Below are 19,596 nucleotides of genomic sequence, written 5' to 3' on the forward strand. Positions count from 1 at the left end.
AGGGTCGGACATGGAGGAAAGGATCATCTCCGCCAGGATGAACCATGAAGATGAGATGGTCGAGTATAGTCTGCGCCCTCGTTATTTCAACGAGTATATCGGGCAAACTCAGGTGAAAGAGAATCTGAAAATATACATAGAAGCGGCCAAAATGCGTGGCGAATCATTGGACCACGTATTGCTTTACGGGCCACCAGGGCTTGGAAAAACCACTCTTTCCCATATTATTGCCAATGAACTGGGGGTTAACATTCGGACCACTTCCGGTCCGGCGATTGAACGCCCCGGGGATTTGGCCGCAATTTTAACCAATTTGCAACCAAACGATTTGCTGTTTATCGATGAAATCCATCGTTTGAACCGGTCTGTTGAGGAAGTCCTGTATCCGGCGATGGAAGATTATGCTTTGGACATCATGATTGGAAAAGGGCCCAGTGCCCGTTCGATCCGGCTTGATTTGTCGCCGTTTACCCTGGTTGGTGCCACGACAAGGGCAGGTTCCTTGTCTTCTCCGTTGCGTGACCGGTTTGGTGTGATGAGCCGTTTGGAGTTTTATAACGTGGATGAGTTAACCCTGATTGTTGAGCGGGCTGCAGATTTGTTAAACGTTAAGATTGTAGGCGAAGGTGCGAGAGAAATTGCTTCCCGGGCCAGAGGAACGCCGCGGATCGCCAACAGGCTCCTGAAGCGGGTGCGTGACTTTGTGCAAGTGAGGGGAGATGGCATTATCACGGAACAAGCCGCCCGTGATGCATTAGACCGCATCCAGGTGGATAAAATGGGACTAGACCATGTTGATCATCGTCTCTTAATGGCCATTATCGAAAAGTTTCGCGGGGGACCCGTGGGACTAGGTACACTGGCTGCCACCATTGGCGAGGAAGCACACACGATTGAAGATGTGTATGAGCCTTATCTCATGCAAATCGGTTTTTTGCAAAGGACGCCAAGGGGACGTATGGTGACGATGAGATGTTGCGAGCATTTTAAAGTGGAGTGGCCAAAATGAATTCTGTTGCAAAAATGCTGATCGTCATTGGGATCGTGCTGATTGTGATCGGGCTTGTATGGCAGGTTGGCGGGAAGTACCTGAACCTGGGAAAACTGCCTGGAGATATCGTGATTGAAAAGGGAAATACCCGGATTTATTTCCCTATTGTCACATGTATCGTAATCAGTATTGTTCTATCCTTGTTAAGCTATTTATTCCGCCTGTTTCGATAGGAACGGGCTTTTTGTTTGAGTTTGTCAGGAGGAAGGGAAACCGTTGTGGATGTATCCTTGTATGATTATCATTTGCCGAAAGAATTGATTGCACAGACTCCCATCAAGGATCGGGACCGTTCTCGCCTGCTGGTTGTCGATCGCCGGACATCCCGGCTGAAACACGGTCATTTTCCTGATTTGCTTGAGTATCTGAATGCAGGTGATGTGCTTGTATTAAATGACAGCCGCGTCCGGCCAGCCCGTCTGATCGGAGAAAAAGAAGGAACCGGTGCCAGGATTGAGCTCCTGCTATTGAATCCTTTGGGTGGAGATCACTGGGAAACCCTGGTCCGGCCAGCCAAACGGATCAAACCGGGAACGGTGGTTCTGTTTGGAGGCGGTCGTATAAAGGCAATCGCTGAAGAAAAAACAGAAGCCGCGGGTGGCCGGATTTTCCAATTGCAATATGAGGGCAATGATATTGAAAAGCTGTTTGAAGAGTTGGGGCAGATGCCATTGCCCCCCTATATTCATGAACAGTTGGACGATCCGGAACGTTACCAGACCGTTTTCTCCAGGGTAATCGGTTCGGCGGCTGCTCCGACAGCCGGGCTTCATTTTACCCCGGAATTGTTGGAAAAAATCACGGAAAAAGGGGTAAAAGTTGCTTTTATTACTCTGCATGTCGGCATCGGTACATTTCGCCCGGTGACAGTGGAGCGGGTGGAAGACCATAAAATGCATGCCGAATACTATGAACTGGACGAAGGGACCGCCAGGGAAATAATAGCCGCCAAAAGCAGAGGCAATAAAGTCTTTGCCGTAGGTACCACATGCATCCGTACTTTGGAAACCGTGGCGCAAAAATTTGCCGGTGAAATAAGAGCTGACAGTGGCTGGACGGATATATTTATTTATCCGGGCTTCACTTTTCGGGTGGCAGATGCCCTGCTGACCAACTTTCATCTGCCGCAATCCACTTTATTGATGCTGGTGAGCGCCTTTGCTTCCCGCAAATTGATTTTGTCCGCTTATGAGGAAGCTGTTCGTCAACGTTACCGTTTCTTCAGCTTTGGGGATGCGATGCTGATTCTCTGATTGTGCCGGTGGGAAGAAAGGGCTGTTCAAATTATTGTAGGCAGGCAAATAGGCAATGGTTCTGAAAAAACTTGTCCTGTGTACCCATGTTTTCTATAATGGGTAGCAGGAGTTTGTAATTTTGGTTAGAATGGTTTTTTAGTAGGAGGAAACACCTTGGCTGTACGATATGAACTGATCAAAGAATGCAAGCAGTCTGGTGCCCGGCTGGGTCGTTTACATACACCGCATGGGACGATCGATACCCCTATATTCATGCCGGTCGGAACTCAGGCTACCGTCAAGACAATGAGTCCCGAGGAATTGAAAGAAATGAATGCGCAAATCATTTTGAGCAATACCTATCATCTGTTTTTGCGCCCGGGGCATGAGATCGTCAAGGAAGCAGGGGGATTGCACACATTTATGAATTGGAAACGCCCGATTCTGACAGACAGCGGCGGGTTTCAGGTGTTCAGTCTTAGCCAGCTGCGCAACATCACCGAAGAAGGGGTCGCTTTCCGCTCTCATCTCAGCGGGGAAAAACTGTTTATCGGCCCTGAAAAAGCAATGGAGATTCAAAACGCCCTTGGAGCAGATATTATTATGGCGTTTGATGAATGCCCGCCTTACCCTGCACAACGCGAATATGTAAAAGCTTCTACGGAACGTACATACCGCTGGTTGAAGAGATGTATGAAAGCTCACCAGCGCCCGAAAGAGCAAGCGTTATTTGGTATTGTCCAAGGTGGAATGTATCAGGATTTGCGCGAGGAAAGCGCACGGCAGCTTGTTGAACTGGATTTGCCGGGTTATGCATTGGGAGGATTAAGCGTGGGGGAATCCAAAGACCTGATGTATGAGGTGCTCTCATATACCACACCATTGTTGCCAAGGCATAAACCGCGGTACCTGATGGGTGTGGGTTCACCTGATGCGCTGATTGAAGGAACGATCCGGGGCATTGACATGTTTGACTGTGTGTTGCCGACGAGGATTGCCCGTAACGGGACGACGATGACCAGCCAAGGACGCATTGTCGTGCGCAATGCCAAATATGCGCGTGATTTCACGCCGCTTGATCCTGAATGCGACTGCTATACCTGCCGAAATTACACAAGAGCCTATCTGCGTCACCTGATCAAGGCTGATGAGACGTTTGGCATACGCTTGACAACCTACCATAACCTGTATTTTTTGCTGAACTTGATGAAACAGATCCGCCAGGCGATCCTGGAAGACCGATTGCTTGATTTCCGCGATGAGTTTATGATGAAGTATTATGGTTCCTTGCAACCAAAAAATGCTTTTTAAGGAGGATAAACATAATGAGTCAGTGGGGTACATTGATACCACTCATTTTAATGTTTGTTGTTTTTTATTTCTTTTTGATTCGCCCTCAACAAAAACGGCAAAAAGAGCGCACGTCCATGCTGAATTCCCTGAAAAAGGGAGACAAAGTCATCACCATTGGTGGCATTCACGGGAAGATCGTGGAATTGACTGAAGATCGGGTAACTTTAAAAGTAAGTGAAAACACACGTCTTGTTTTTGAACGTTCGGCTGTTAACTCAGTCGTATCGGAAGATGAGCCTTCCTCGGAAGAAAACAAATAAGAAAGCAAAAAAGCTTCTGACGCCGTATCAGAAGCTTTTTTTATTCTTTTTCGTTTGTATGCCGGCAATGCCTCCCAGCGCGCCGCCTCCAAAGGCGAGCATGGAAAGCCATAAAGGATGAATCGTTGTAAATGTATCAAAAGCCAGGAAAGCGAGGAGCAAGATGATCAGTATGTACAAGGTTCCCTGAATTCCGCCGGCAATCCATCCCTGGTATTCCGATTTGCGGGCGGTTACAAAGCCGCCGCAAAACAGCGCAACTATGTTAAGCACAAGTGCGAATACAGGGAGTTGATTGGTAGATAATGAAGAATATTGCAGGAACATGGCGATAATCAGGGAACCGAAAATCAGGATGGCCCAAATCACAAATTGCCCGATCATCCATGGTGAGCGAAGTCCTTTTTTGGCTGAATTATAAAAGGTTTCTTTCATCACTTTTCCCTCCTTGCCGATTGGTACATTTCTATGCCGCAACGCTTTGAAATATCCCCCGCACCGATTCATAAAAACAGGGGGTTTGGTGAAACTAAGCGTGAAAAAAGGAAGTGATCAAGGTGATATGGAGCATGTTTTTGCGGACTGTGTTTATTTATCTATTTTTACTGTTGATTATGAGGTTGATGGGAAAACGGGAAATCGGCAAGCTTTCCATATTTGATCTCATTGTTTCATTCATGATCGCAGATATCTCCGCAATGGTAATTGAAAATCTGACTGAACCGCTGATCCTTGGAGTGGTCTCCATAATAACCTTGGCTCTCCTGCAAATTCTCCTTTCCTATCTGTCCCTGAAGAGCAAAAAAGTGCGCGAATGGGTCGATGGAAAACCTGTCATGATTATCAAAAATGGAAAAATTCTTGAAAAAGAGATGGCCCAGTCCCGTTACAATCTCGGTGACCTGATCATGCAATTAAGGGAAAAAAACATTGCCGACGTCTCGGATGTTGAATTTGCGTTCCTGGAGACAAGCGGCAAGCTAAGTGTTTTTAAAAAAGAGGAAAAACGTCCGGCGCAGCGCGGGGATATCCGCCGGTCCCTCAGGCCGTTCAGCATGCCAATCCCGGTGATTATCGATGGAAAGGTCCAGGATGATGGATTGCAAAAAATTGGCAAGACCCGGTTTTGGTTGAAAAACGAAATTCAAAATCAGGGATATCGCGATTTTAAGGAAATTTATTATGCGACAGTAAACAGCAATGGCAAGTTGTTTATCGATCGGAAAGACCACTCGTAAATTTACTTTGGCAGCAAACGGGAGATCCACTTTCCGATGTAGGGGATGCGGTATACATCATTTTTTCGAACCAGGGAAAAAGCTATCAGGCAAATGGTATAGGCGGCCAAAGCCAAGCCCGCCTGGAAAAGGGTTTTATCCAATAAAGACGGGTATTTGTCCAGGCTTGCATAGCGGCAAACCAATGCCGTGATAATGATGGTCAGCAACAATTTCCCCCATTCTTTCAGGTTCAGGTGAAATGGGATCAGGCGGACAATATCAATAAAATGCAGAGTGGTCACAATGAGAATTCCGCAATTGATGGACAGAGCGACCCCGTCGATGCCCAATTCCGGTCGGGAAGCGAGCAGTAAAATAAAAATGGTTTTAAACACGGCTCCGATAATTGAGTTGCGCATCGGGGCCTGTGCTTTGTCCAGACCTTGCAACACGGAAGCCAACGGTCCCTGCAGAGCGTGAATCATGGTAAAAGGTGCCATGATTTGGATCAAACGGGCGACATCATCCTGGCGATATAACAGAATGGAGAGTGGTTCCGCCAGCAGATACAAAAGCAGAGCGCAAGGGGCGGTTACAATGAAAGACATCCGGATTGCCTGTTGCAGGCGATGTTCAATCAACCTGGCATTGTTTTGCGCGGCCGCTTCACTGATTGCCGGGACAAGCGAGACGGACAGGGCATACGTGATAAAAGACGGGAAAAAGGTTAACGGGACAGCCATTCCCTCCAGCTGTCCATATAAGGAGGTTGCGGTTGCGGTCGCAAATCCGGCCATGGCCAGGCTTTGGGCAACGACAATCGGTTCGATCGCATAGGAGAACGAACCGACCAGTCTGCTGGCAGTCACAGGAATTGCCAGGCGCATCAGGTCCCGCAATGTTTGCCGGAATGAATCCCGTTTGGGTTTGTAAAATTTGCGGCTTAATTTGGGGCGCATGGGATCTTTTTTAAATGAATAGACGAGAAACATCATTCCCGAAAATTCTCCGATAACCATGCCGATCATCGCACCGGCGGCGGCAAATTCCACTCCGTAGGGAAGCAGAAACTGTGCCAGCATCAAAACGGTAAAGATCCGGACGGATTGTTCGACGATGGTGGAGAAAGCATAAGGACTCATGTTTTGCCGTCCCTGGAAATAACCGCGAAAAATGGAAGAAACGGCAATAATCGGGATGGTTGGCGCAATGCAAAGAAGGGCATAAATGGCACGCTCATCAGTAAGAAGCACCTTTGCAATCCATGGGGCGGCAATTAAAACCGTACTGGTTATGACGAGGCTGGTGATTATTACGATAAATATCGAAACCATAAGAATGGAACGGATTTTTTCTTCCTGGTTCCTCGCCTGCGCCTCTGAAACCAGTTTGGAAATAGCCACCGGCAGACCGGCAGTGGTAATGACAATGGTAAATATCAAGATCGGAAAGGCCATTTGAAACAATCCCATGCCCTCATCGCCAATGATTCGGGAAAGAGCAACCCGATATATAAATCCGAGAATTTTCGTAATAAATCCTGCACTGACAAGGACAAAGGTTCCATACAAGAATCCCCTGCGCACTGTTAGGCGGCCTCCTTCACAGTATCCTATTTAAAAGTATGAGTTGGTGGGACAACTCATGACAAAAAATGTTTACATTTACGTAAAATGTCTTGGCAACCCTTGCACAAATCAATGCAGAGTTGTTAACTAGAAGAAGCAGGGATTGAGTAGGAGTTTTTGTGCAAACCCCGAATGATTAACTTAAGATAGGAAGTGAACTTGATTGAGGAGGAACAGTATGACCAGACATGGTGCATTAAAGCCTGTCACCAGACGGCAAGAGTCGGTTGAACTTTTGTCCGAGTATGAACTGAAGCAATGTATCGAAAATTTGTGTAATACCAAAGCCGAAGAATTTCGAATGTACGGTTACAAAAATGTGACTGGCGAGCAGGTGTGGGCCTGTGTTTCGGAAGGGTACCGGAGAGGATGGCCCCGTTTGAACCGCCTGGTAAATGATATTATGTCCCTGAAAGCGAACCGGTTTATGAACTGGCTCATGTTATCCGTTTACAAGGATGAGGAAGAGTAGAATAACGACAGCCGCTTTTCATGCTGTCGTCTTTTTTTATGATCGTTAAATTGACATCGTTTTTCAAAGCATGGATAATTAAGATTATGGTGTGCTACATAGAAGGAGGAGCAAAGAAATGAAGGAACGAAAAAGGAATATTGTTTTTTTTATCCTCCTGGTGGTTGCAATTATCGTGCTAGTGTCTACAACTACCGGTTACATATGGAAAAACATTACCCTTGGTCTGGATTTGCAGGGCGGATTTGAGGTGCTTTATGAGGCGGCGCCCGGACAGAAAGTAAATACGCAGATGTTAAAAGATACAGCCGCTGCTTTAAATACCCGTATTAATGTGCTGGGGGTATCCGAACCGGACATTACCGTCGAACCGCCTAACCGGATTCGTGTACAGTTGGCGGGAGTAAAGGATAAAAACAAGGCACGCGAGATGTTGGGAAAGCAGGCAAAACTCACATTTCGGGATGCATCGGGGAAAGTGTTGCTGACAGGAAGTGACTTGAAGGAAAATGGCGCAAAAGTAGACTATGATCAAATCGGACAACCCGTGGTTACGCTCCAACTGAAAAATCCCGATAAGTTCACCAATATCACCCGTCAGTATCTGGGTCAGCCGATCCCTATCTATCTGGACGAGCAACAGCTGAGCGCACCGGTCGTGCAACAGGTCATTACTGGAGGCACAGCTCAAATTACGGGGCAAAAGAATGTTGAAGAGGCCCAGCAACTGGCTGATCTGCTGAACGCCGGAGCCATTCCGCTCAAGTTGAATGAAGTGCAGAGCTTTACGGTGGATGCCAGCCTGGGGGATGACTCTTTAAGAGACAGTCTGGTTGCAGGTGCATATGCCGTTATTGGCATTTTTATCTTCATGATCGGTTTTTACCGCTTGCCTGGATTGGTGTCGGTGATCACACTGATTTGTTATTCCTATCTGCTGCTGGTAACGTTTATGGTTATGGGAGCCACCCTGACATTGCCAGGAATCGCAGCCTTTATCCTCGGAATTGGAATGGCAGTTGATGCCAACATTATCATGAATGAACGGATCAGGGAGGAACTCAGGATTGGCAAGAGCATCAAAGCAGCGGTGCGTTTGGGTTCAAAACGCTCGTTCCTTACCATCTTTGATGCAAACATCACCACCATTATTGCGGGCGTTGTGCTGTTTATCTTTGGTACTGCCGCGCTCAAAGGTTTTTCTGTTACCCTGATCGCCGGCATTATTGTCAGCTTCCTGACGGCAATAGCACTCTCCCGGATGATGATGAACCTGATCATCCGTTCCAATCTAGTGAAAAACCCGGCATTGTTCAGGGTTCGAGAGGATGAGATCAGTGACTTATAAGTTTGATGTTGTCAAGCACCGCAAAAAGATTTTCATCATCACCCTGTTGGTCATGGCTGTCATGGTTACATCCCTGTTTGTGAGAGGGTTGAACCTGGGAGTTGACTTTGTCAGCGGAACGCGGCTGGACATTCATGTGAAGCCCAATGTGAATCTTGAACAGGCGCGGGAAATATTGCAGGATCTTGGTTACCAGAACCCGAATGTTCGTGTCGGGGGATCTGAAAACGAGTTTATTTTCTTTCGTTTGAGCGATACGGTAGACACCGGCCAAATCAACCGGATTCAATCGGCTTTCAGCGAAGCATACCAAACCAAGGTAAATATCCAGGAACAAACCGTCAGTCCGATTATTGGACGGGAAACAGCGATGAACGCCATTAAGGCAGTGTTGATTGCATCCCTGTTTATAATCCTATACATGGCATTCCGGTTTGAATACCGGTTTGCCGTTGCGGCAGTGATTGCCCTGTTTCATGATGCCCTGTTTATTGTCGGGATCTTTTCCCTGTTTCAAATAGAAGTAGACCTGGTTTTTATTGCCGCAGTCTTAACCATTGTGGGTTATTCCGTAAACGACACCATTGTTATATTCGACCGGATTCGTGAAAATCTTGATCTGGTAAAACCAAAAAAATGGGATGAATTGGCAAAAGTCGTCAATGACAGTATTAACCAGACACTGGTTCGTTCATTAAATACGGCGCTGACCGTGATTCTGGCCGCTTTTGCCTTGTGGATTCTGGGCGGGGAAAGCATCAGCAACTTCTCGCTGGCCCTGCTGCTTGGTCTGATGGCTGGTGCCTATTCTTCCGTCTTTGTTGCCAGCCCGATTTGGGTCACCTGGAAATGGAAATCGATGCAAAAACAAAGTACCAAAAACAGACCGGTAACGGAGTAAGAGAAAAAGAAGCCATGATTGATTTCACGGCTTCTTTTTTTTGGCAGAATAAAGGATACTTGACTTTTGCCTTTGTGCTATAATGTTAACGCGAAGTGAGGTGTTCGGCAATGTTACATGCAAGGGCAAAATGGCAATTTGAACCAGTGGATGAAGAACTTGGCAGAAAAATTGCCAAACAGCTGGGGATTCATCCAGTGGTATCAAATATGCTGTTACGCCGTGGAGTGACAGACGTTTCACAAGCCAATCGTTTTTTAAATCCTGCCTTAAGCGATCTTCATGATCCTTTTTTGATGGATGGAATGGATAAAGCAGCCGAGCGAATTCACCAGGCGTTAACCGGAAAGGAGCCAATCCTGATTTATGGAGATTATGATGCTGACGGGGTAAGCAGTACCAGTTTGCTGTTAAAGGTATTTGCTCATCTGGGGGCTTCTGTCGATTATTATATTCCGCATCGCTTCCGTGAGGGTTACGGCATTCATAAGGAAGCGCTCAAACTGGCGAAGGAACGTGGATTTAGCCTTGTTATTTCTGTGGATACCGGGATTTCTGCCGTAGAGGAAGCAGCTTATGCCAAAGAACTGGGACTGAATCTGATTATTACTGACCACCACGAACCACAGGAGGTTTTGCCTGATGCACTGGCCGTCATCAATCCCAAAAAACCTGGCTGTCCCTATCCGTTTAAAATGCTGGCCGGCGTTGGCGTGGCTTTTAAATTGGCGACGGCCCTGTTAAACCGCGTTCCGGAGGAATGGCTTGATATTGTCGCTCTCGGGACAATCGCCGATCTCGTCCCTCTGGTTGACGAGAATCGAATATTGGCCTATTACGGACTGAAACGCATGAACCAAACAGAAAACAAGGGGATTCAGTCATTGATCGAGGTAAGCGGGATCGATCGTACGCTGCAAGCAGCCCATGTCGGTTTTGCGCTCGGACCGCGCATTAATGCCAGCGGCCGGTTGGACTCAGCCGATACAGCCGTTCGTCTGCTGATTACCGATGATTGCGATGAAGCGGAAGAACTTGCCGGTTCGCTGGACAAGATGAATTGGGAAAGACAGCAACTGGTGGAAGAAATGACGCTTGAAGCGATTGCTGAGGTGGAAGAAAATCCCGAGCAGCATCAATATGTCATTGTCGTGGCAAGACCAGGATGGAATGTGGGTGTGGTTGGGATTGTTGCTTCCCGATTGGTTGAAAAGTATTACCGGCCGGTGCTGATATTGGGAATTGACGAAAAAAAACAAATTGCCAAAGGCTCTGCAAGAAGCATTCAAGGCTTTCATTTGTTCCAGGCTTTATCGCAGTGCAAGGAATGGCTGCCTCATTTTGGCGGACATGCCATGGCAGCCGGAATGACATTAAAAGTAGAGGATATCCCGAAATTGCATGATCGGCTTTCCTGCTTGGCAAAAGAATGGATTCGCCCGGAAGATTACACCCCTCTTCTTACGGCGGAAGGGGAACTGGAAGCGGACCAGATCGTGTCCGGTCTGATTGACCAGCTTGCAGCCCTGGCTCCGTATGGTGTGGGAAATCCAACTCCTCTGTTTATCATAAAGGAGACGCAGATTTCGCGGGTGCAACTGATGGGCAGACAAAAGGAACATATGAAACTGTTTTTGCAGGGAAAGAAAGGGATGATCAATGCTGTAGGATTTCGCCTGGGAAGCAAGGCGAACAGTTTGGCTCCTCATGTAAATGTACGTTTGCTGGGTGAACTGCAAATGAACGAGTGGAATGGCAAGAGAGCGCCGCAGGTGATTATCCGTGATCTGGAAGTTCCCCATCTTCAGGTTTTCGATTGGCGAAGCAATCGCAAAGACTGGTCACGGCTGACCGAACTGGATATGAAGAAGGTTTGCTTTGTCTGTACTTTGGGATCTCCCCTTTTCAAACAGTTAACCGGTCATCCGGATTGGATCGTGGTTACCTGGGAACAATTGAAAAAAGAAAAGCAACAGCAATCTCTCAAGCAATCCAGGTATTTGGTTCTGGTTGAATCACCACCCACGTTAAAGCTGTTTAAGAAAGGGTTAAGCTATGGATATGAGGCGGAACGGATCTATGTGATGTTTGGAGACAAGGAATTTGACGATCTGTTGCCTAAAACACCTACACGTGATGATTTCAAAAAACTATACAAAGCGATCGCCAGAATAGGAAAATTCCCCTATCAAAAATATTTACCCTCATTGATGCGAATTACAGGATTGCAAAAACGTGTTATTTCTTTTATGATTCAGGTGTTTGAGGAATTGGGATTTGTTACCCTTGAACAGGATGTATTGATTCTTCAAAAACATCCAGCCAAAAAGCCGCTGAATGAATCGAAATCCTATCAGACCCAGTTGGATCGGGAACATGTTTTAAAGACCCTGGTATATTCCAGCTATAGAGACTTATGCCGTTATTTGTTTTCAAGGATTGCTTTTAAACATATAGGAGGATATGCAGATGGACTTCAAGGAGAAGATTCGAGTTATTCCAGACTTTCCGCAACCGGGGATCAGGTTTAAAGACATTACAACTCTTTTGATGGATGGAAAGGCGTATCAGGCTGCGATCAACGAACTGGTTGAAAAACTGAAAGGAACTGAAATCGATTTGGTTGTCGGACCTGAAGCGAGAGGCTTTGTCGTGGGTGCTCCGCTGGCCTATGCCTTGGGAGTCGGCTTTGTGCCTGTACGGAAATCTGGAAAATTGCCAGCTGAAACAATTGAAGTAAAATACAGTCTGGAATACGGAAAAGACGCCCTTGCCATGCATAAGGATGCCATTGTTCCGGGACAGAAAGTGTTGATTGCAGATGATCTGCTTGCCACTGGCGGTACCATCTCAGCTACCCTGGATCTTGTCAAACAGCTTGGAGGAGAACCGGTCGGAGCATCCTTTTTTATTGAATTGAGTTATTTGAATGGACGTCAAAAGCTGGAAGGTTTGGATATCATTTCACTGGTGCAATATGAATAGGGAGGAAGTCCCATTTTATGGTGGTCTTGAGCTGACCGACAAAGAGTGAAGAAGTCACCCCGTCAAATGATGGGGTTTTTTGTGATCTTAAGCAGTTCCGAAAATAATATCCAATTGTGGGCAATGCTTTTTACCCGCTATGGTGCTGATCTCTGATTGTCAATGAGTCCGGCCCGCAAACGATGATTGCCAAATTTCCCGATTCGAAAGCAATTTGACTCTCCATTCTGCCACCTGGTTCTTTTTGGAGTTTTAATTGCTCATACTTTGACAAGATCAACAACTTCTTCGCAAAATGTTGATACTGTTCAAGTGCTTGACGATCAAATTTGATACGAACCCGGTTTTCTTCGGAATTAAAACATACTTTCTCAAAATAGTATTGAACTAATAAAATAACAATTCATCAACTAACGTATAAAATCAGATAAAAACAAATTATGTAATATAACAGACTGTTGCATAATGGAGTCTGTTATAATATAATGTTAACGAATTCTAAATTCTGCGGGGGGTTTTTTCCATGGATGCCCAAAAATATTCCGAAGAGCAGGAAGAACGTTGCGAACATTGCGGGGCTGTACTGGCGCAGGGTGAATCTGAGCCTTCAGCGGAAGAAATCATTCATCAATATCTGCTTGATTATTATAAATAGGATCTGTTTCCGGAAAGCGAAGCAAGTGTTTGCTGCAAGCAAATCTTTGGGCAATGTGTGTTAGTTATGTTCCCAGAAAGTGAGTTGGCACTCCACGGCGGGAGGCAGCGGGAATATGCCTTTAAATAAAGTTTTTCTGCAATCTGATGCTGGCTTATTGCCAGCTTTTTTATTTTTATCCAACGTTTCCTGCTCAAAGAGTGGTATATTGATTTAGTGTAGGTTTTTATACACAAACTGAACATTATTGATCAATTTCAATTGATCTTTGAATATGGGGGTTGTCCATGATGGCTACTCTACTTTATGTTACAGCCAACCCGAAACCGGAGTCTGAATCTGTCAGTCTGCAGGTTGGACGAGCTTTTTTAAGTGCTTATGAACTGGCAAACCCGTTTGATGAAATTGAGAAAGTGGATGTTTATCAGGATGATATTCCCCTTTTGGATGGGAATGTGTTTAATGCATGGGCAAAATTGTCCGAAAGCCTCCCTCTGTCCTTGTCAGAAAGAAAGAAACTGACCAGAATAAACCAGTTGGTTGACCAATTTGTCGAAGCGGATAAATATGTGTTTGTGACGCCCATGTGGAATTTTGGATTGCCGCCAATGTTTAAGGCTTACATTGATTTGATCTGCATGTCCGGAAAAACCTTTCGATATACAGAGCAGGGGCCGGTTGGCCTGATGGTGGGAAAAAAAGCGATCCATATCCAGGCAAGGGGAGGAATTTATTCGCATGGTAACGCCAGGATCATGGAGTATGGAGACAGTTATGTGCGGATGATCCTGGGGTTTATAGGAATTGATCAGGTTCAGTCGATCATTGCAGAAGGGACATCTGATCCAAAACAATACCAGGATATTATCAATCAGGCAAAAAAATTGGCCCAACGGACAGCAGTTCAGTTTGCCAGGCAATAATTGGATGTATGAGAACAGAATAACAGGAGGATAATACAGGCATCCATCCATATGTTGACCAAAGGAATTATATATATTATTTACTTACTGATTGCAAGTTAGTTATTTTATTTGTTAAGTGGTGATCATTTTGGCCAATATCTTGTACATTACCGCAAATCCCAAACCGGAACAGGAATCTTTCAGTTTGCGTCTGGGGCGAAACTTTATTGAAAAGGTGAAAGAATTAAGCCCCCGTGACGAAATAGTGGAAATGGATCTCTATCAGACAGGTATCCCGTTCATTGATGCGGATGTATTTAGCGGTTGGGGAAAACTGGCAAATGGACAAACCCTGTCAGCTGAAGAACAGAAAAAAGTGGACCGCATCAATGAACTGACCGATCAATTTGTCGAAGCCGATAAATATGTATTTGTGTCACCGATGTGGAACTTATCCATTCCGTCCCGCCTGAAACTGTACATTGATACGATATGTATAGCGGGAAAAACCTTTAAGTACACAGAAGAAGGCCCGGTTGGTCTGTTGCAGGGAAAAAAGGCCGTTCACGTGCATGCTCGCGGAGGAATATATTCCGAAGGTTTGGCCAAAGAAATGGAGTTTGCGGATCGGTACCTCTGCACGATTTTGAAATTTATGGGGATTTCCGATATCCAGTCAGTGATTGCTGAAGGAATGGCAGCCAATCCGCAGGAAGCTGAATCCATTTTCGCCAGGGCACTCGCACAAGTACCACAGGCCGCCGCCCGATTTGTGGAATGAGAAAATCTGATTTGGACCTTGTTTTCGAAACAGCGATAAGGGAACGATTTTCAAGTGTTTGCCGGAAGGAAATACGGGTGAACCGCATGAATGCATGCCTTTGTAAGCCCGCCTGAAAGCAAACGCTCTCTGGTTCCCTTCAAGGAGAAGATATACAGCCCAAAGAGTTTTCCAATGTTTCATTGTGGGGCAGCTTCGGTGACCGGCAATTGGATCTGATCAGGTGCCATGGGAAGATTTGGATTTGATAACCAAATCATGCAACTCACGATAAAAATCAAAAACCCTAACGACAAACCAGAAATAATCAGATCTTTATTCATTGAAAAGACCGCCTTTAAAAAAAGTCTTTTTCTATTAGACTGGTTTTCTTTTCATCTGGTTGCAAAAAATGATGTTAGAGATTATTTTAACCAACCTTTGAATCCGGAGTATCCATCTTCTCTTTGATGTGGTCTTCTTTGTGCAGCCGGTCATTTATGGCAAACCTGCTTGTTTTTAATTTCAACCACATCCCGCGCAGTCCGATGACTTTTTTGTTCAAAGATAATGTGGATGACCGTTTGCAAAAAGGCAGATGACTGGAGAGCTGAAAAAATTATCGATGATGGTGTGCGTCTTAGTCTGATTTGATCGGGGGTTTTATGGATGGTTCAGGCACTTTGGTGGGCTGAAAAACAAATATACTGACCAGAATGGCAACAATGATTCCAGTCGGGATGGAACTTTAGCCGAATAACGATATCTTTGATTCTATGAGGACCAGCTGATCCCCGGGGGAAGCAATCGTAATTTGGAATCAATTTTCCTGTTATATATTCGGGCAAGATTGGTGATCTGTTTCATTGGAAGATTATTTGGTTGGTATGTGTGATTATTCTGCAACAAAAGACAAAACGCGAGAATAGTCTTAATAATTTGTTTTGAATGAAAACATATTATTTTGCTAAAATAATAATAAAGCCTGGTTCCTAAAAAAGACAGGAGGAAAATAAGATGCCGTTTTACCATCGCCTGGGCAAATTGCCTCCCAAAAGACATATTCAGTTTCGACAGCCCGATGGCCGTCTTTACAGGGAAGAGGTAATGGGAACGAAAGGTTTTTCAGGGAAAGCGTCCATCTTGTATCATATTTATCCCCCGACTCAGGTTAAGGAGACCAGGTGGATTCGTACATGGTCGGTTTCCGTGACCGGGGAAGAGGCAAATCGTCACCGGCACTTGCTTACCTTTCGGGCAAAAGAGGGAAAAGATCCCATAGAGGGGCGAATCCACTGGCTGGTCAATGAAGATGTGGCGATTGCCACGGTTTCTCCAACAGAGACGATGAATTATTTTTTTCGCAACAGTGATGGTGATGAAATCATCTTTGTCCATGAAGGGGAAGGAGTGCTGGAAACAGTATTTGGCGATTTGTCGTACCGTCCTGGCGACTATTTGGTCATTCCGGTTGGAACAACCTACCGAGTCCGTATGAGTCACTGCAAGCACCGCTTTCTGGTGATTGAATCGAATGGAGAAATTGCCACTCCCCGCCGTTACCGGAATGAATTCGGCCAGTTGCTTGAGCACAGTCCATTTTGTGAACGGGATATCCGCATTCCTGAAAATTTGCAGACCAGGGATGAAAAGGGAAATTACGAGGTGCGTGTCAAGGCCAGAGGTGGCCTTCACAGCTATATTTACGATTTTCATCCGTTTGATGTGGCCGGCTGGGATGGTTATTTGTATCCATGGGCATTTAACATCGAGGATTTTGAGCCCATTACCGGATCAATTCATCAACCTCCGTCGGTGCATCAAACTTTCGAAGGCCCCAATTTTGTGGTTTGTTCATTTGTCCCCCGGATGTATGATTATCATCCGCTGGCAATTCCGGCATCATATTATCACAGCAATGTGGACAGTGATGAAGTGTTGTATTATGTGAAAGGAAATTTCATGAGCCGGCGCGGAGTCAGCGAGGGTTCAATTACTTTGCACCCGGCCGGGCTTCCTCATGGTCCCCAACCCGGGAAAACCGAGGGAAGCATTGGAAAAGAACGAACGGAAGAACTGGCGGTGATGATTGATACATTCCGTCCTCTGAAATTGACAGGGGCTGCGCTGGAAATTGAAGATCCCCGATATATATACAGTTGGTTGCCTGAACAGAAGGGTGATGGCAGTGCAAATTGATCCAGCTGCAAAGGCAGGAAAGGATAACTACAAGTTGCTGATCGGTAGCGTGCTTCCGTGGCCGATCGCTTTTGTGACTTCAGTCAGCTTGTCAGGTGTTGTCAACGCGGTTCCGTTCAGTTTTTATAACGCAGTTGCTACGGAACCACCGCATGTCGGCTTTTCATGTATGCACAAACCGGACGGGGCAATGAAGGATACGGCCCGGAATATTGTAGAGATAAGGAATTTGTCGTGCATAATGGTAAGTGAGGAAAATGTATCTATGGTTAATGAAACAGCTGTTGATTTTCCGCCCGACAAAAGCGAAGTAGAAATGGTTGGTTTTTATCTGGTTCCTTCTTCGGTCATTCAGGTTCTGTGAGTGAAAGAAACAAAACTTCAAATGAAGTGCAGGCTTCATCGGCATTTGCCGCTGGACGGAATGGAGAAAAGGCCAAATGCCGATTTTTTGATCAGTGAAGTTGTGCAATTTCATATCGACGATGAGCTTTATTTTTCCGGGAAGATTGATGAGAAAGCGTTGCTGCCTGTAGGGCGTTTGGCCGGGACAAATTATGTCAGGAGCAGGGAGATGTTTTCCATGCCGCATCTTTTTTATCACGAATGGATTGCCCAAAACAAAAAGAGCCGGTCTTGACCCAGCTCTTTCTTTTTATCCGTCCGTTATGGCAAATTTTTTCCGCTTGTTCCGTTCGCTTCTTGACAAATATTTTTTGCGCAGACGGAATGTTTTGGGCGTGATTTCAAGCAACTCGTCATCTTTCATGATTTCCAGCGCATCGTCAATACTTAATTGTCGCGGAGTATCCAGGCGCAATGCTTCTTCAGCCGTTGCCCGGCGAATACTGGTCAAATGTTTTTTCTTGCAGATATTTACTTCCAAATCGTTGTCACGAATATGCTCTCCCACAACCATTCCTTCATACACCTTCGTGCCGGGAGAAATATACAACTGTCCGCGTTCCTGGGCAGTATGGAGAGCGTAGGTTGTGGCTGTGCCGGATTCCCAGGCGATCAGGGAACCATGTTCATGGGTCTCAATCGGTCCGGCAAATGGTTCATAATCGTAAAACATGGTATTCATGACCGCTTCCCCGCGTGTAGCGGTCAAAAGCTGCAGGCGGAAACCAAGCAAACCGCGGGAAGGGATTTTGTACGTAAAACGGATATTTCCGTTTTCCAGTACCTTCATATCCTGAAGAAACCCTTTCCGCTTTCCTAACAATTCAACAACGGAACCCTGGTGCTCACTATTCACCTCGATTTCCACGAGCTCATAGGGTTCCAGTTTTTTCCCGTTTTCTTCCTTCAGAATTACTTCCGGTTTGCTTACCTGGAATTCATATCCTTCCCGGCGCATATTTTCAATCAAAATGCTTAAATGCAATTCCCCTCTCCCCGATACCAGAAAGTGATCTGCGGAGTCGGTATCTTCGACACGCAAGGCAACGTCTTTTTCCGTTTCCCGGATCAAGCGTTCCCGGATTTTGCGCGATGTGAAAAACTGACCGTCCTGTCCGGCAAATGGGCTGGTATTGACTCCGATCATCATGCGCAAAGTGGGCTCTTCTACTTTGATCGGAGCCAACGGTTCAGGATGTTCGGGATCAGCAATGGTATCGCCGATTCCCACTTTGCCCAGACCGATGATGGCGATAATGTCTCCGGCATTGGCTTCTTCCACTTCCTGGCGAAGCAGGCCGTTGTGAGTGAAAACTTTTCCCACTTTTACCGTTCGCTGACCCCCGGACTGGGGAAGCAGGGCAAGCGTCTGATTGCGCCGGATGGAGCCTCTGTTTAACCGTCCGATGACAATCTGGCCTTGATACTCATCATGGCTCAGCAAAGTGGCCTGCATTTGTGTCGGTCCGTTCTGTTTCACTTGCGGGGAAGGAAGATAGTCAAGAATCGTGTCAAAGAGCGGTTCCATGGTTGGAGTGAGTTCGTCAGGAGAGAACCCGGATGAACCTGTCAATCCGCTTGCATAGATAATGGGGAAATTGCATTGTTCATCCGTTGCGCCCAAATCGACAAACAGATCAAAGGTGTCATTGACAACCTTGTCCGGTTGCGCATATTTCCGGTCAATTTTATTGACGACAACGACAGTTTTGTGCCCGCGTTCGAGTGCTTTCCTCAAAACAAATTTGGTTTGTGGCATCGGTCCTTCCACTGCATCTACCAGGAGGAGGACTCCATCCACCATGTTCATTACGCGTTCGACTTCCCCGCCAAAGTCAGCATGTCCGGGTGTGTCCACGATATTGATCTTAATGCCTTTATAATAAATGGCTGTATTTTTAGACAGGATGGTAATGCCCCGTTCCCGTTCAAGGTCATTGGAATCCAGGATTCGTTCTTCTATCTGCTGATTTTCGCGAAAAATGTGGCTCTGTTTCAGCATGGCATCAACCAGTGTGGTTTTCCCATGGTCAACATGGGCAATGATGGCGATATTGCGAATTTGTTCAGGTTTCATAGTGGTAAGGGGTAATTTACCCCAGCCCCCTTTTCTTCAACTTAATAATAATCACAAACGAAATCGTATCACATAAATCCATTTTCGCGCTACAAACATCTTCATTTCAGGACCGGGATTATCCTGTAACCCTTTAAGGGAG

Annotated in this window: 22 protein-coding genes; 17 read left to right on the forward strand and 5 right to left on the reverse strand. The window is 46.0% G+C overall.

Going from position 1 to position 19,596, the window contains the following annotated elements; translation table 11 throughout:
* The first annotated feature begins 10 nt into the window (after window positions 1–10).
* From ruvB to yajC, 5 genes are all read left to right on the forward strand, one after another.
* Complete coding sequence (gene ruvB, locus H2C83_RS00560; protein ID WP_181736724.1) at window positions 11–1,009, forward strand: Holliday junction branch migration DNA helicase RuvB; 999 nt, start codon at window positions 11–13, stop codon at window positions 1,007–1,009.
* Complete coding sequence (locus H2C83_RS00565) at window positions 1,006–1,224, forward strand: DUF2905 domain-containing protein (protein ID WP_181736726.1); 219 nt, start codon at window positions 1,006–1,008, stop codon at window positions 1,222–1,224. Before ruvB ends, H2C83_RS00565 begins: the two co-directional genes overlap by 4 nt.
* Window positions 1,225–1,269: 45 nt before the next feature.
* Window positions 1,270–2,304, forward strand: a complete 1,035-nt coding sequence (queA, locus tag H2C83_RS00570; RefSeq protein ID WP_181736728.1) for a tRNA preQ1(34) S-adenosylmethionine ribosyltransferase-isomerase QueA — start codon at window positions 1,270–1,272, stop codon at window positions 2,302–2,304.
* A gap of 156 nt (window positions 2,305–2,460) precedes the next feature.
* Window positions 2,461–3,597 carry a tRNA guanosine(34) transglycosylase Tgt gene (tgt, locus tag H2C83_RS00575; RefSeq protein ID WP_181736730.1) on the forward strand — a complete coding sequence of 379 codons (1,137 nt, stop codon included), beginning with the start codon at window positions 2,461–2,463 and terminating at the stop codon, window positions 3,595–3,597.
* A 14-nt stretch (window positions 3,598–3,611) separates the two neighbouring features.
* Window positions 3,612–3,899 (forward strand): preprotein translocase subunit YajC, encoded by a 288-nt coding sequence (gene yajC / locus H2C83_RS00580; RefSeq protein WP_181736732.1) that lies wholly within the window; start codon window positions 3,612–3,614, stop codon window positions 3,897–3,899.
* A 27-nt stretch (window positions 3,900–3,926) separates the two neighbouring features.
* Here yajC and H2C83_RS00585 read toward each other — a convergent pair whose 3' ends face one another.
* On the reverse strand, window positions 3,927–4,334 hold the full coding sequence (locus H2C83_RS00585; protein WP_181736734.1) for a TIGR04086 family membrane protein: 408 nt from the start codon (window positions 4,332–4,334) through the stop codon (window positions 3,927–3,929).
* Between the two features lie 188 nt (window positions 4,335–4,522).
* Here H2C83_RS00585 and H2C83_RS00590 point away from each other — a divergent pair, with 188 nt between their 5' ends.
* Window positions 4,523–5,137, forward strand: coding sequence for a DUF421 domain-containing protein (locus tag H2C83_RS00590; protein ID WP_246333667.1), 615 nt, complete (start codon window positions 4,523–4,525; stop codon window positions 5,135–5,137).
* A gap of 2 nt (window positions 5,138–5,139) precedes the next feature.
* Here the strand turns inward: H2C83_RS00590 and spoVB are convergent, their stop codons facing one another.
* Window positions 5,140–6,705 (reverse strand): stage V sporulation protein B, encoded by a 1,566-nt coding sequence (spoVB, locus tag H2C83_RS00595; RefSeq protein ID WP_181736737.1) that lies wholly within the window; start codon window positions 6,703–6,705, stop codon window positions 5,140–5,142.
* 220 nt (window positions 6,706–6,925) lie between these two features.
* On the opposite strand from spoVB, the gene H2C83_RS00600 reads away from it, so the two are divergent.
* The 8 genes from H2C83_RS00600 (at window position 6,926) to H2C83_RS00630 (ending at window position 14,794) form a co-directional block, all read left to right on the forward strand.
* Complete coding sequence (locus H2C83_RS00600; protein WP_181736739.1) at window positions 6,926–7,219, forward strand: post-transcriptional regulator; 294 nt, start codon at window positions 6,926–6,928, stop codon at window positions 7,217–7,219.
* Window positions 7,220–7,337: 118 nt separating this feature from the next.
* Window positions 7,338–8,567 carry a protein translocase subunit SecD gene (gene secD / locus H2C83_RS00605; RefSeq protein ID WP_181736740.1) on the forward strand — a complete coding sequence of 410 codons (1,230 nt, stop codon included), beginning with the start codon at window positions 7,338–7,340 and terminating at the stop codon, window positions 8,565–8,567.
* Entirely contained in the window at window positions 8,557–9,468 is a 912-nt protein-coding gene (gene secF / locus H2C83_RS00610) for a protein translocase subunit SecF (RefSeq protein ID WP_312853818.1), read from the forward strand. The genes secD and secF overlap by 11 nt, the downstream gene beginning before the upstream one ends.
* A 110-nt stretch (window positions 9,469–9,578) precedes the next feature.
* Complete coding sequence (gene recJ, locus H2C83_RS00615) at window positions 9,579–11,999, forward strand: single-stranded-DNA-specific exonuclease RecJ (protein ID WP_181736744.1); 2,421 nt, start codon at window positions 9,579–9,581, stop codon at window positions 11,997–11,999.
* Entirely contained in the window at window positions 11,938–12,453 is a 516-nt protein-coding gene (locus H2C83_RS00620) for an adenine phosphoribosyltransferase (protein WP_181736746.1), read from the forward strand. The genes recJ and H2C83_RS00620 overlap by 62 nt, the downstream gene beginning before the upstream one ends.
* 523 nt (window positions 12,454–12,976) lie before the next feature.
* The gene (locus H2C83_RS17985; RefSeq protein ID WP_281364062.1) at window positions 12,977–13,108 is read left to right on the forward strand and encodes a hypothetical protein; all 132 of its coding nucleotides are present in this window, start codon (window positions 12,977–12,979) and stop codon (window positions 13,106–13,108) included.
* A 290-nt stretch (window positions 13,109–13,398) separates the two neighbouring features.
* Window positions 13,399–14,031 (forward strand): FMN-dependent NADH-azoreductase, encoded by a 633-nt coding sequence (locus H2C83_RS00625; RefSeq protein ID WP_181736976.1) that lies wholly within the window; start codon window positions 13,399–13,401, stop codon window positions 14,029–14,031.
* A 130-nt stretch (window positions 14,032–14,161) separates the two neighbouring features.
* Window positions 14,162–14,794: an FMN-dependent NADH-azoreductase gene (locus tag H2C83_RS00630; RefSeq protein WP_181736747.1), complete on the forward strand. Its 633-nt coding sequence runs from the start codon at window positions 14,162–14,164 to the stop codon at window positions 14,792–14,794.
* A 179-nt stretch (window positions 14,795–14,973) separates the two neighbouring features.
* Here H2C83_RS00630 and H2C83_RS00635 read toward each other — a convergent pair whose 3' ends face one another.
* Both H2C83_RS00635 and H2C83_RS17990 read right to left on the reverse strand, forming a co-directional pair.
* Entirely contained in the window at window positions 14,974–15,117 is a 144-nt protein-coding gene (locus H2C83_RS00635) for a hypothetical protein (protein ID WP_181736749.1), read from the reverse strand.
* Window positions 15,118–15,203: 86 nt separating this feature from the next.
* Window positions 15,204–15,338: a hypothetical protein gene (locus tag H2C83_RS17990; RefSeq protein ID WP_281364063.1), complete on the reverse strand. Its 135-nt coding sequence runs from the start codon at window positions 15,336–15,338 to the stop codon at window positions 15,204–15,206.
* Window positions 15,339–15,790: 452 nt separating this feature from the next.
* Between H2C83_RS17990 and H2C83_RS00640 the strand changes: the two genes are divergently transcribed.
* The 3 genes from H2C83_RS00640 to H2C83_RS00650 are packed head-to-tail and all read left to right on the forward strand — an operon-like array spanning window position 15,791 to window position 17,612.
* Entirely contained in the window at window positions 15,791–16,972 is a 1,182-nt protein-coding gene (locus H2C83_RS00640) for a homogentisate 1,2-dioxygenase (RefSeq protein ID WP_181736751.1), read from the forward strand.
* Entirely contained in the window at window positions 16,962–17,336 is a 375-nt protein-coding gene (locus tag H2C83_RS00645) for a flavin reductase family protein (RefSeq protein WP_181736753.1), read from the forward strand. Before H2C83_RS00640 ends, H2C83_RS00645 begins: the two co-directional genes overlap by 11 nt.
* A 21-nt stretch (window positions 17,337–17,357) precedes the next feature.
* The gene (locus tag H2C83_RS00650) at window positions 17,358–17,612 is read left to right on the forward strand and encodes a hypothetical protein (RefSeq protein ID WP_181736755.1); all 255 of its coding nucleotides are present in this window, start codon (window positions 17,358–17,360) and stop codon (window positions 17,610–17,612) included.
* A gap of 15 nt (window positions 17,613–17,627) precedes the next feature.
* Here H2C83_RS00650 and typA read toward each other — a convergent pair whose 3' ends face one another.
* Entirely contained in the window at window positions 17,628–19,454 is a 1,827-nt protein-coding gene (typA, locus tag H2C83_RS00655; protein ID WP_181736757.1) for a translational GTPase TypA, read from the reverse strand.
* Window positions 19,455–19,596: the final 142 nt, after the last annotated feature.

It is taken from the genome of Thermoactinomyces mirandus, assembly GCF_013868055.1.
GTDB lineage: Bacteria > Bacillota > Bacilli > Thermoactinomycetales > Thermoactinomycetaceae > Thermoactinomyces > Thermoactinomyces mirandus.

Coding starts and splice junctions, on each gene's coding strand:
- ruvB (WP_181736724.1), top strand. CDS start 11: ATGGAGGAAAGGATCATCTCCGCCAGGATGAACCATGAAGATGAGATG.
- H2C83_RS00565 (WP_181736726.1), top strand. CDS start 1,006: ATGAATTCTGTTGCAAAAATGCTGATCGTCATTGGGATCGTGCTGATT.
- yajC (WP_181736732.1), top strand. CDS start 3,612: ATGAGTCAGTGGGGTACATTGATACCACTCATTTTAATGTTTGTTGTT.
- H2C83_RS00585 (WP_181736734.1), bottom strand. CDS start 4,334: ATGAAAGAAACCTTTTATAATTCAGCCAAAAAAGGACTTCGCTCACCA.
- H2C83_RS00590 (WP_246333667.1), top strand. CDS start 4,523: ATGGGAAAACGGGAAATCGGCAAGCTTTCCATATTTGATCTCATTGTT.
- H2C83_RS00600 (WP_181736739.1), top strand. CDS start 6,926: ATGACCAGACATGGTGCATTAAAGCCTGTCACCAGACGGCAAGAGTCG.
- secD (WP_181736740.1), top strand. CDS start 7,338: ATGAAGGAACGAAAAAGGAATATTGTTTTTTTTATCCTCCTGGTGGTT.
- recJ (WP_181736744.1), top strand. CDS start 9,579: ATGTTACATGCAAGGGCAAAATGGCAATTTGAACCAGTGGATGAAGAA.
- H2C83_RS00620 (WP_181736746.1), top strand. CDS start 11,938: ATGGACTTCAAGGAGAAGATTCGAGTTATTCCAGACTTTCCGCAACCG.
- H2C83_RS17985 (WP_281364062.1), top strand. CDS start 12,977: ATGGATGCCCAAAAATATTCCGAAGAGCAGGAAGAACGTTGCGAACAT.
- H2C83_RS00625 (WP_181736976.1), top strand. CDS start 13,399: ATGGCTACTCTACTTTATGTTACAGCCAACCCGAAACCGGAGTCTGAA.
- H2C83_RS00635 (WP_181736749.1), bottom strand. CDS start 15,117: ATGAATAAAGATCTGATTATTTCTGGTTTGTCGTTAGGGTTTTTGATT.
- H2C83_RS00640 (WP_181736751.1), top strand. CDS start 15,791: ATGCCGTTTTACCATCGCCTGGGCAAATTGCCTCCCAAAAGACATATT.
- H2C83_RS00650 (WP_181736755.1), top strand. CDS start 17,358: ATGAAGTGCAGGCTTCATCGGCATTTGCCGCTGGACGGAATGGAGAAA.
- typA (WP_181736757.1), bottom strand. CDS start 19,454: ATGAAACCTGAACAAATTCGCAATATCGCCATCATTGCCCATGTTGAC.